9 protein-coding genes are annotated in these 9,995 nt (G+C 65.6%); all 9 read right to left on the bottom strand.

Annotated features, from left to right (window positions below; all coding sequences use genetic code 11):
- Positions 1-941: 941 nt before the first annotated feature.
- The gene (locus H0X90_RS14175; protein ID WP_006488743.1) at positions 942-1,982 is read right to left on the bottom strand and encodes a GlxA family transcriptional regulator; all 1,041 of its coding nucleotides are present in this window, start codon (positions 1,980-1,982) and stop codon (positions 942-944) included.
- 22 nt (positions 1,983-2,004) lie between these two features.
- Positions 2,005-2,805 carry an ABC transporter ATP-binding protein gene (locus H0X90_RS14170; protein WP_006488736.1) on the bottom strand — a complete coding sequence of 267 codons (801 nt, stop codon included), beginning with the start codon at positions 2,803-2,805 and terminating at the stop codon, positions 2,005-2,007.
- A gap of 20 nt (positions 2,806-2,825) precedes the next feature.
- Complete coding sequence (locus H0X90_RS14165) at positions 2,826-3,539, bottom strand: ABC transporter permease (protein WP_006488739.1); 714 nt, start codon at positions 3,537-3,539, stop codon at positions 2,826-2,828.
- The gene (locus tag H0X90_RS14160) at positions 3,536-4,225 is read right to left on the bottom strand and encodes an ABC transporter permease (RefSeq protein ID WP_006488734.1); all 690 of its coding nucleotides are present in this window, start codon (positions 4,223-4,225) and stop codon (positions 3,536-3,538) included. The genes H0X90_RS14165 and H0X90_RS14160 overlap by 4 nt, the downstream gene beginning before the upstream one ends.
- A gap of 367 nt (positions 4,226-4,592) precedes the next feature.
- Positions 4,593-5,147: a hypothetical protein gene (locus H0X90_RS14155; protein WP_006488732.1), complete on the bottom strand. Its 555-nt coding sequence runs from the start codon at positions 5,145-5,147 to the stop codon at positions 4,593-4,595.
- Between the two features lie 88 nt (positions 5,148-5,235).
- Complete coding sequence (locus H0X90_RS14150) at positions 5,236-6,285, bottom strand: lysylphosphatidylglycerol synthase domain-containing protein (protein WP_060265221.1); 1,050 nt, start codon at positions 6,283-6,285, stop codon at positions 5,236-5,238.
- Positions 6,282-7,166 carry a hopanoid biosynthesis-associated protein HpnK gene (gene hpnK / locus H0X90_RS14145; protein WP_006493052.1) on the bottom strand — a complete coding sequence of 295 codons (885 nt, stop codon included), beginning with the start codon at positions 7,164-7,166 and terminating at the stop codon, positions 6,282-6,284. The genes H0X90_RS14150 and hpnK overlap by 4 nt, the downstream gene beginning before the upstream one ends.
- Before the next feature lie 3 nt (positions 7,167-7,169).
- The gene (gene hpnJ / locus H0X90_RS14140; protein ID WP_006483725.1) at positions 7,170-8,591 is read right to left on the bottom strand and encodes a hopanoid biosynthesis associated radical SAM protein HpnJ; all 1,422 of its coding nucleotides are present in this window, start codon (positions 8,589-8,591) and stop codon (positions 7,170-7,172) included.
- A gap of 155 nt (positions 8,592-8,746) precedes the next feature.
- The gene (gene hpnI, locus H0X90_RS14135; RefSeq protein WP_048989486.1) at positions 8,747-9,922 is read right to left on the bottom strand and encodes a bacteriohopanetetrol glucosamine biosynthesis glycosyltransferase HpnI; all 1,176 of its coding nucleotides are present in this window, start codon (positions 9,920-9,922) and stop codon (positions 8,747-8,749) included.
- Positions 9,923-9,995: the final 73 nt, after the last annotated feature.

Here is a 9,995-nt window from a genome sequence, read left to right as displayed (position 1 = left end):
GTGCGGACTGCGTTCGACTGGAAATCAGCGATGAACCAGTTTGCTATCCTGTTCGGAGAGCGATTTATGAAGGCGCGCGGATAACGCGTTGTTCAACCGCCTCACCCACAAAAATGCGGACAGGTTCCGGTCGCGTGAAGCACCTGTGATCGTGTCGGTCTATTAGCGTCGCCCCTGCGCGGGGCAGCGGTCACTTTTCTTTGTCTTGCCAAAGAAAAGTAACCAAAAGAAAGGCGCCCGATAACGCATGACTTCCCGGTGCCACGGCCATCAGAGTGGATCGCACAAAAGTGTCCGCGCCAGTCAGGACACCGGAGTGGTTCGAGCAATGGTTCTGACACCACTGCCTACCCCACAGAGCGGTATACCATCCGCTAGCTCCGTCCTCGCTTCGCTCGGCCGACAGGTCCATCCCACCCAATCGCTACCACCAGCCCCCTCACAGGGAACCAACTCTCGATACGCAGGAAATTCGCCACTCGCAAGAAAAATAGGGTGGCAAACAACATCGCTGTCGCGAAAACACCGCTCGTCAAACGATCGAATTACACAAATGCGAGAGCAGAAAAAGTGCCTGGCAGTCTGCGGTTTGTGCAGAACGCAATCGCATGACCTCCCCTGAAGTACCTTGCAGCCGAGCGTAGCGAGGATGGAGCTAGCGGATGGTATACCGCTCCGTGGGGCAGGCAGTGGTGTCAGAACCATTGCTCGAACCACTCCGGTGTCCTGACTGGCGCGGACACTTTTGTGCGATCCACTCTGATGGCCGTGGCACCGGGAAGTCATGCGTTATCGAGCGCCTTTCTTTTGGTTACTTTTCTTTGGCAAGACAAAGAAAAGTGACCGCTGCCCCGCGCAGGGGCGACGCTAATAAACCGACACGATCACAGGTGCTTCACGCCAACCGTGAGCACACCACCAACGAAACCCAAAACCGAACCTCAATCTTTCCCGCGCTCGACGAGCGCCCCACCCCGAGGTTCACTGCCCCCGCCCGTCTGCTTCTCGAGCCAGGCTCGCCGATCCTCCCGAGGCGTGACCCCAAACCTCTCCCGATAAGCATTAGAAAAATGCGCAGCAGAAGAAAACCCGCAAGCAAGACTAACCTGAACCACTGACTTGCTGGTCCTCTGCAACTGGGTCCGAGCCTTGAGCAACCGAAGATTGAGGTAATACTTGGAGGGCATCGCCCCGAGATACTGTCGAAAGAGCCGCTCCAACTGCCGCCGCGACACGCCGACCAACCCGGCGATCTCATCGGTAGTAAGCGGATCCTCGACATTGGCTTCCATCAAAAGCAACGCGTCATTCAACCGAGGATGCCGCTCCCCCGGAGCAGTAACAAACGGAATCCGCTGCCGCTCCTCGCCGCTGCGCAGCGTGCCGACCCCGAGCGCATCGGCAATCCGCTCCGCGAGATCCGCCCCATGTTCCCGGCCAATCATGGCCAGCATGAAATCGACGGTCGCCTGCCCGCCGGCGCAGGTCGCCCGATCGCGATCGATCTCGAAGATCTGCTGCGTGACGATCGACCGCTCGAACTGCTCGGCGAACTGCTGATACGTCTCCCAGTTCACGCTCACGCGATACCCGGAAAGCTGCCCCGCCATCGCGAGCCACCACACGCCGTGATGAATGCCGGTCACGACCGGCGTGCGCTGCCCGACCCGCGCGAGACTCGCGAGAAACAGCCGGTAATCGGCGAACTGCTGAAACCGCTCGGACACGACGATCAACCAGTCGCACGCGATCGCGTCGTTGAACGCCGCATCGGCATGCCACTGCGCACCACCCGCGAGCGGCACCGGCCGCCCGTCCCACGAACACACCTGCCAGCGGTACAGAAGCCGCCCGTCGATCTCGTTCGCGAGATTCAGCGCATCGACGATCGGCCCCACGCCCGACATCGACACGGGCGGCAATGCAACGATCGCCACCTGCGTCGTGCGGGTGGCGCCTGCGGGACGAGACACCGGTACCACGGCTGAAACCTGCCCTGTCGCGTTACTTGAGACTGCCCGACAGGAATTGCTTGAGCCGCTCGCTCTGCGGCCGCACCAGCACTTCCTTCGGATCGCCCTCTTCCTCGGTCCGCCCCTGATGCAGGAACATCACGTGGTTCGACACGTTGCGCGCGAAACCCATCTCGTGCGTGACGACGATCATCGTACGCCCTTCCTCGGCCAGCTTCTGCATGACCTTCAGCACTTCGCCGACGAGCTCCGGATCGAGCGCGGACGTCGGTTCGTCGAACAGCATCACGTCCGGATGCATCGCGAGCGCCCGCGCGATCGCCACGCGCTGCTGCTGGCCGCCCGACAGATGCGACGGATACTGCTTCTCGACGCGCGGCGGCAGGCCGACCTTCTCCAGGTACTCGCGCGCACGCTCCTCGGCTTCCTTCTTCGAAATGCCGAGCACGTGCACGGGCGCCTCCATCACGTTCTCGAGCACGTTCATGTGCGCCCACAGGTTGAAGTGCTGGAACACCATCGCGAGCTTCGTGCGGATGCGCTGCAACTGCTTGTGATCGGCGACCTCGAGCGCACCGGCGCGGTCGGTCTTGGTACGCACGGCCTCGCCGTCGACGACGATCTGCCCCGCATTCGGCCGCTCGAGAAAATTGATGCAGCGCAGGAACGTACTCTTGCCCGAGCCGCTCGCGCCGATGATGCTGATGACGTCACCGGCCTTCGCATTCAGCGACACGCCCTTGAGCACCTCGTTGTCGCCATAGCGCTTGTGGATATCGACCGCGGCAAGCTTGACGGAAGCGGACGCGCTCGTTTGAGTGATCTCGGCCAACTGGCTCTCCTCGAAGTAATTCAATGACGGGCGGCCGCGAGATACGCGAGCCAGTGGCGCTCCGCGCGGCGAAACGCCGCGACGAGTGCGAACGATACCGCAAGATAGATCAGCGCGGCGATTCCGAACGACTGGAACGCCATGTAGGTCGCGGAATTGGCGTCGCGCGCGACCTTCAGGATGTCCGGCACGGTCGCCGTGAACGCGACGGTGGTCGCATGCAGCATCAGGATCACCTCGTTGCTGTACAGCGGCAGCGCGCGGCGCAGCGCCGACGGCAGGATCACACGGCGGTACATCGTGAACGGCGACATTCCGTACGCGCGCGCCGCCTCGACCTCGCCGTGCGGAATCGCGCGGATCGCCCCGGCGAAGATCTCGGTGGTGTACGCGCAGGTGTTCAGCGCGAACGCGAGGATCGCGCAGTTGAAACCGCTGCGGAAAAACGCGTCGAGCAGCGAGTGCGAGCGCACGAACTCGAGGCTGTACATGCCCGTGTACATCAGCAGCAACTGCACGTAGAGCGGCGTGCCGCGGAACACGTACGTGTAGAAGCGCACGGGCATCGACACCCACTTGTTCTTCGATACGCGCGCGACCGCGAGCGGCACCGCGCACACGAAGCCGAGCGAAATCGACGCGACGAGCAGCCACAGCGTCACCGCGAGGCCGGAGAGGCGCTGGCCGTCCCAGAAAAGGAACGCCTTGCCGAATTCCTGGAGGATCTCGATCATAGTTCTGCGTGCCGCACGCCCATGGAATAACGCTTCTCGAGCTGGATCAGCACGAGGTTGGAGACGGTCGTGATCGCAAGATAGATCAGCGCCGCGACGAGGATGAAGAAGAACATGTTGAACGTGCTCTTGCCGGCGTCCTGCGCGGCCTTCACGACGTCCGCGAGGCCGATGATCGACACCAGCGCGGTGGCCTTCACGAGCACCTGCCAGTTGTTGCCGATGCCCGGCAGCGCGAAGCGCATCATCTGCGGAAACATGATCCGCGCGAACACGCGCGCGCCGCTCATCCCGTAAGCCGCGCCGGCTTCGAGCTGGCCGCGCGGCACCGACAGGAATGCGCCGCGAAACGTCTCGGTGAAGTACGCGCCGTAGATGAAGCCGAGCGTCAGCACGCCCGCCACGAACGGATCGATGTCGATCTGGTTCCAGCCGACGAGGTCGGTGAACTGGTTCAGCCAGATCTGGATGCTGTAGAACAGCAGCAGCATCAGCACAAGATCGGGCACCGAGCGGATCAGCGTCGTATAACCGGTCGCGATCGCTCGCAGCACCCGGTTGTGCGACAGCTTCGCCACCGCGCCGATCAGCCCCAGCGCCACCGCAGTGGCGAGCGACAGCACCGACAGCTCGATGGTCTGCACGGTGCCGGCCCAGAGGACCGGACCAAAGCCGTAAAGGAACACGCGCGTCTCCAGAGTTGGAATGAATGCCGACGCGACTGCCTGTCCCGCGCCGGGTTGACGCGGATAGTCGCAAGCGAAATTGATTGCCTCAAATCACCGTATGGGCGATTGCTGCGTCGCAACAATTCATCCCACCATTTGCGCATACGACCTACGCCGCTGTTTCAAAAGGAAAAAACCCGCTCCCTGACAGTCTCATGACACGCCGGGAAGCGGGTTTTTTGCAATTTTCCGGTCGCTTTTTCGATATAGCGCCGGACGGGCCATCGGGCCGAACATGCACGTCCTGGCCCGCCACAGCCTCGGCTGGCAGACGCGCATGAACGACGCGCTGCGCGACCGGCTGAAGAAGCGCCGCGCGTGAACGTCAGCGCCCTTTCAGGATGTCGGAGCGCGACGTCGTATAAACGAGCCCGTCCGGGCCGAAATGGACGTTGAAGAACGCGTCGGTGTTGACGCCGTCCTCGAGCCAGCGCCAGCTCCAGACCGTCTCGGGCTTCAGCGGATACTGCGCGATGTCGCCGGGCTTGCCGAGCAGCCGCCGCACCTCGTCCTCGTCCATCCCCGGGCGCACTTTCGCGAAATTCTCGGCGGTCAGCACCTGCGTCGCGCCCGTGTAGCGCCCGTTCGCATCGAGATCGACGAACCAGGTCTGGTTGCCCATCGGGCCGCGCGGATATTCGAGACGCTTCGAGCCGTCGGTGAACGTACGCTCGGTCTCGGGCTTGCCCATCGTGCCGCGCACGTCGGCCTCGGTCGATTCGCCGACCTTCAGCCCCTTCAGCAGCAGCGGCGCGGGCTTGATCGCGTTGAAGAAGTCCCTGATACGTTGCACGTCGAGATGGCCTTGGTCGTCACAACCGGTTAGCGCCAGCGCGGCGGCCAGCATCGTCACGGAAAGCAGCCGGAAACGGAAAATCATCGGAAGGGTTGCGCGTCGAGAAAACACGCGGCAAGGATACCCGCGCGACGCCAAAAGCGCGAGACGGGCCGTGTGGCCCGTCCCGGATTCAATGCGTCGTTTCGGTTTCGGTCCGGGTTTCGGTCGCCCGGTTCGCCGGCGGCGCCGTGCGCGGCCCGGCCGGCGATCCGCCCAGCCGGCGGCGCGTGCGCACCAGCTCGGCAAGCTGCCACGAGCCGAGCGCGAGGCAGCCGAACAGCACTTCGCGGCCGCGCTTGACGACCGCGAGCGACAGCGCCGTCTCGCGATCGACGCCGAACATCTGCGCGAGCAGCACGACGGTCGCTTCCTGCACGCCCAGTCCGCCCGGCACCATGAACGCCGCGTGCCGCACCGCCTGCGTCATCGCCTCGATCGCGATCGCGCCGCCGATCGACACCGGATGGCCGAGCAGCGCGAGCGCCCAGTAAATCTCGAGCGCGCCGAGCACGTAGCCGGCCAGTTGCCAGAAGAAGGCGCTGAACAGCAGGCCCGTGCGCGACATCAGCGAATCGATGTCGGCGTCGAGCCGGCGGCCGTCGACACCCTGCAGCAGCCGGTGCGAATCGCCGAGCAGGCGGCCCGCGAAACGCTCGATCGCGTGGAAGATGCCGCCGCGCCGCATCAGCACGACGCCCAGCACCGGCAACGGCAGCGTCAGCAGCAGCGCGAGGCCGATCGTGCCGCCGCCCATGTTGTCGGTCGTCGCGAGCAGCAGCACGAGGCCGAGCGCCGCGAACGCATACTGCACCACGATCGTCACCAGCACCTCGACGATCACCGACGCGGTCACGCGGCTCGCGTCGGGCACCTGCCAGCGCGCGAGCCGGATGCCGACGATCTCGCCGCCGATCCCGACCACGGGCAGCAGCCGGTTCACGGCCTCGCGCACGGTCGCGATCCACCACAGGAACGGCAGCGAACTGCGCCGGTCGAGCAGCAGGTGCCATGCGTATGCATCGAGCAGCAGCGGCAGCGCGTGGAACGGCACGAGCCACAACAGCGCGTAGCCGGCGCGCGCGAGCATCTGCGACACGTCGCCGACGCCTTCGTGCAGCCCCAGCGCGAGCAGGATGCCGATGCCGATCGGCCAGCCGAGCCACTTGATCCACTTGCTCATGACGGCTGCGCTCCCGGTGCGCGCGACGCCTGCGCGCCGCGTCGCGCCGCCGGCCCGCCGAACACGTCGGCAAACCCGCCGGTCGCGACGCCCGCCGCCTTCAGCGCGGCCGCGACGCGCGGCGACAGCAGCGCCTCGAGCTCGTCGACCGGACGGTAATCGGCCATCGTCGGCGTGATCGGGCCGTCGCCGGCCTCGGCCGGATGACAGTAGATCTCGCCGACGCCCGCCGGCAGCTTCGCGAGCGCGTCGAGCAGCACGGCCTCGTCCATCGCGCCCGTATGCTCGATCCCGACCACGTAGTCGTTGTGCGCGAGCCCCGCGCGGTCGAGCCGCGCGCGCACCAGCGCGATCCACGGCTTGAGCAGCGCGGGCGCGCTCGTTTCGTACGGCAGCCGCACCGCGCGCAGCCCGTAGTCGCGGCCGATCTCGATGATCATCGACAGCACGGTCGGATGCAGGTGGAAATGCTTGTGCGCGTTCACGTGGTCGAGCGGCAGGCCGCTCGCCGCGAACGCATCGAACTGCGCACGGATCTCGCGGCGCAGTTGCGCGCGCACGTGCGGCAGGAAGAAGAAGCGACAGCCGTCCTTCGCCATCGCGTCGCCGAATCGCCCGTCGCGGCCGACGAGCGCGGGAATCTCATGCGCGGGCAGCGTGGCCGGCCCGTCCGCGAGCACCAGATGCAGGCCGACCGCGAGCGACGGCAGCCGCCGCGCGCGTTCGATCGCATCCTGCGCGGCGCTCGCGCCGACCATCAGGCTGGCGGCGTTCAGCACGCCGTCGCGGTGCGCACGCTCGACCGCCGCGTTGACGCGCGGGTGCAGCCCGAAGTCGTCCGCGGTGAAGATCAGCGCCCGCGCCGCCCGCTGCGTCGCCACCGATCAGGCCTCGTGTGCGCGCAGGAAACGGAAGAACTCGACGCCTTCGCGCAGGCGGCGCTTCATCATGTCCCAGCTCGTCAGCATCTCGCGCACGATTTCCCAGATCTTCGACGGACGGAAGTAGAACTGGCGATAGAACTGCTCGAGGTGGTGATAGATCTCGTCGCGCGACAGGTGCGCATAGCCGATCGCCGCGAGCTGCACGCCTTCCTTGCTCACCAGGTTGATGGTCTTGTTCTCTTCCATCCAGCCGTTTTCGACGGCCTGCTTGTAGAGCGTCGTGCCCGGATACGGCGCGGCGAGCGACACCTGGATCGTGTGCGGATTGATTTCCTTCGCGTACTCGATCGTCTTCTTGATGGTCTCCTGCGTCTCGCCCGGCAGGCCGAGGATGAAGGTGCCGTGGATCTTGATGCCGAGCTTCTTGCAGTCCGCGCTGAAGCGGCGCGCGAAATCGGTGCGCACGCCCTTCTTGATGTTCACGAGAATCTGGTCGTCGCCCGATTCGAAGCCGACCAGCAGCAGGCGCAGGCCGTTTTCCTTCATCACCTTCAGCGTCTTGTACGGCACGTTGGCCTTCGCGTTGCACGACCACGTGATACCGAGCTTGCCCAGGCCGATGGCAATGGCTTCGGCGCGCGGCAGGTCGTCGGTGAAGGTGTCGTCGTCGAACATCAGCTCCTTCACTTCCGGCATGTTGTCGCGGATCCACTTCGCTTCCGCGAGCACGTTCTCGACCGAGCGCGTGCGGTAGCGATGGCCGCTGACCGTCTGCGGCCACAGGCAGAACGTGCAGCGCGACTTGCAACCGCGGCCCGTGTAGATCGAGACGTACGGATAGTTCAGGTAGCCGATGAAGTAGTTGTCGATCTTCAGGTCGCGCTTGTAGACGGGCGCGACGAACGGCAGTTCGTCCATGTTCTCGAGAATCGGACGCGCTTCGTTGTGCTCGATCGAGCCGTCCTTCGCGCGCCAGCTCAAGCCCTTGATCTCCGCGAACGGCTTGCCTTCGGCGAGTTCCTTGCAGGTGAAGTCGAATTCCTCGCGGCACACGAAGTCGATGGCCTCGCTCGCCGTGAGCGAGTTGTGCGGATCGACCATCACCTTCGCGCCGACCATGCCGACCAGCATCGACGGCTTCATCTTCTTGAGATCCTGCGCGAACATCGCGTCGGTCGGGAACGACGGCGTGCTCGTGTGGATGATCACGAGGTCGTAGTCGTTGGCGATCTTCAGCGTCTCCTCGACCGACAGGCCGTCGGCCGGCGCATCGACGACGCGGCTGCCCGGCACGAGCGCGGCCGGCTGCGCGAGCCAGGTCGGGTACCAGAAGGAACGGATTTCGCGCTTCGCCTGATAGCGCGAGCCGGCTCCGCCGTCGAAGCCGTCATACGAAGGGGCCTGCAAGAACAGCGTTTTCATGAATGCTCCGGTAGCCTGCATAGTTCGTTTCGTTACAACGATTCAGTCAAAAAACCGCGGGCCGCCATGCCGGCGCCCGCCTCTCTGTCATGTCGCGCCGCGTGGCTTCGCCGTGCAACGCGTCTCGGCCCGCGGGCCGGGTTCGATCGACGGCCCTAGCGGCCGTCCACTGCTTCCACGGCCGCCGCCGCGCGTTCGCCGCCGACGACCGTCATCCTGGCGCCGCGCCACACGACGTGCGTGCCGAACGCGGCCGCGAGCCACTCGAGCGCGAGCAGCGTGTCGCGCACCGCGACGAGCGGCAGGTCGCGCCAGAACGCACGCCAGCCGTCCTCGCCGCGTGCGTGCAGCACGAGCCGGCCGAATGCGCCGACCGCGGCCGCGCCGCCCGCCAGCGTGCCGGCGACACTGCCGTCGAGGCGCCATGCGAGCGCCGCGCCGATCGCGAGCCACGGCACGGTGAACGTAATGAACAGGAACGCGAAGCCGGCCGGGTTCAGCGAACGGATCGTGCGCAGCCAGCGCGTCTCGCGGTGCCACAGCGGCCCGAACGACGGTTCGATCACGTCGGTCGCGACCTCGACCTCGGACAGCACGGTGCGCCGCCCGAGGCGGCGCGGCAGCTCGGCCAGCCAGAAATCGTCGGCCAGTTCGTCCTTCAGCGCGAAGAGACCGCCGATCCGGTCGAGCGTGTCGCGCGTGAGCGCGAGCGTCGCGCCGAAGCCGAAGCGGCTCGAGCGGCCGAGGTGCGTGATCCGCACCGACGGCGCGAACCAGGCGTCGACGAACTGCGCGCCGATCCGCGTCCAGAAGCCGCCGACGCTGCGCGCATGATACAGGCACGTGACGACCCCGACCGACGCGTCCGCGAGCGGCGCCGTCACGCGCTCCAGATAGTCGGGCTTCACCGCGATGTCGCTGTCCGCGATCACGATGCGGCCGTATTTCGCACGTTCGGCGAGATTGATCAGGTTGCTGACCTTCAGGTTCTTGCCATGCACGCGCGCGTCGATCACGAGCGAGATGTCGCACGCCGGATGATCGGCGCGCAGCCGCTCGACGACCGCGATAGCCGGATCGGCCGACGATGCGACGCCGAACAGCACCTCATAGCGAGGATGGCGCTGCTCGCAGAAAGTCGCGAGGTTTTCGTACAGGTGCGGCTCTGCGCCGCACAGCGGCTTGAGCACGCTGACCGGCTCGAAGCCGTCGCGCACCGCCGTGCGCGGCGTGCGCGGCCGCGGCGCGAAGGCCGCGACGAGCGCATAGCCGGCCGCGGCCAGCGTGAAGACGATCAGGAGCCAGTCGAGCAGCGTGGCGGTGGGCGTCATGCGCAACGCCTCCCGGCGACTTCGGCGCCATGGCGAACGCTTGAGCGTGATTGAGCGTGATGCGGTATTCCGA

Source organism: Burkholderia sp. 9775_39 (assembly GCF_015712225.1).
In the GTDB taxonomy this organism is placed as follows: domain Bacteria; phylum Pseudomonadota; class Gammaproteobacteria; order Burkholderiales; family Burkholderiaceae; genus Burkholderia; species Burkholderia cenocepacia.
The sequence above is the reverse complement of the archived record's forward strand: the minus strand, read 5'-3'. Positions and strand labels throughout refer to the sequence as shown.

Excerpts from the sequence above, each read along its gene's own strand:
- hpnI (WP_048989486.1), bottom strand. The coding sequence starts at position 9,922 with ATGACGCCCACCGCCACGCTGCTCGACTGGCTCCTGATCGTCTTCACG.
- H0X90_RS14155 (WP_006488732.1), bottom strand. The coding sequence starts at position 5,147 with ATGATTTTCCGTTTCCGGCTGCTTTCCGTGACGATGCTGGCCGCCGCG.
- H0X90_RS14150 (WP_060265221.1), bottom strand. The coding sequence starts at position 6,285 with ATGAGCAAGTGGATCAAGTGGCTCGGCTGGCCGATCGGCATCGGCATC.
- H0X90_RS14165 (WP_006488739.1), bottom strand. The coding sequence starts at position 3,539 with ATGATCGAGATCCTCCAGGAATTCGGCAAGGCGTTCCTTTTCTGGGAC.
- hpnJ (WP_006483725.1), bottom strand. The coding sequence starts at position 8,591 with ATGAAAACGCTGTTCTTGCAGGCCCCTTCGTATGACGGCTTCGACGGC.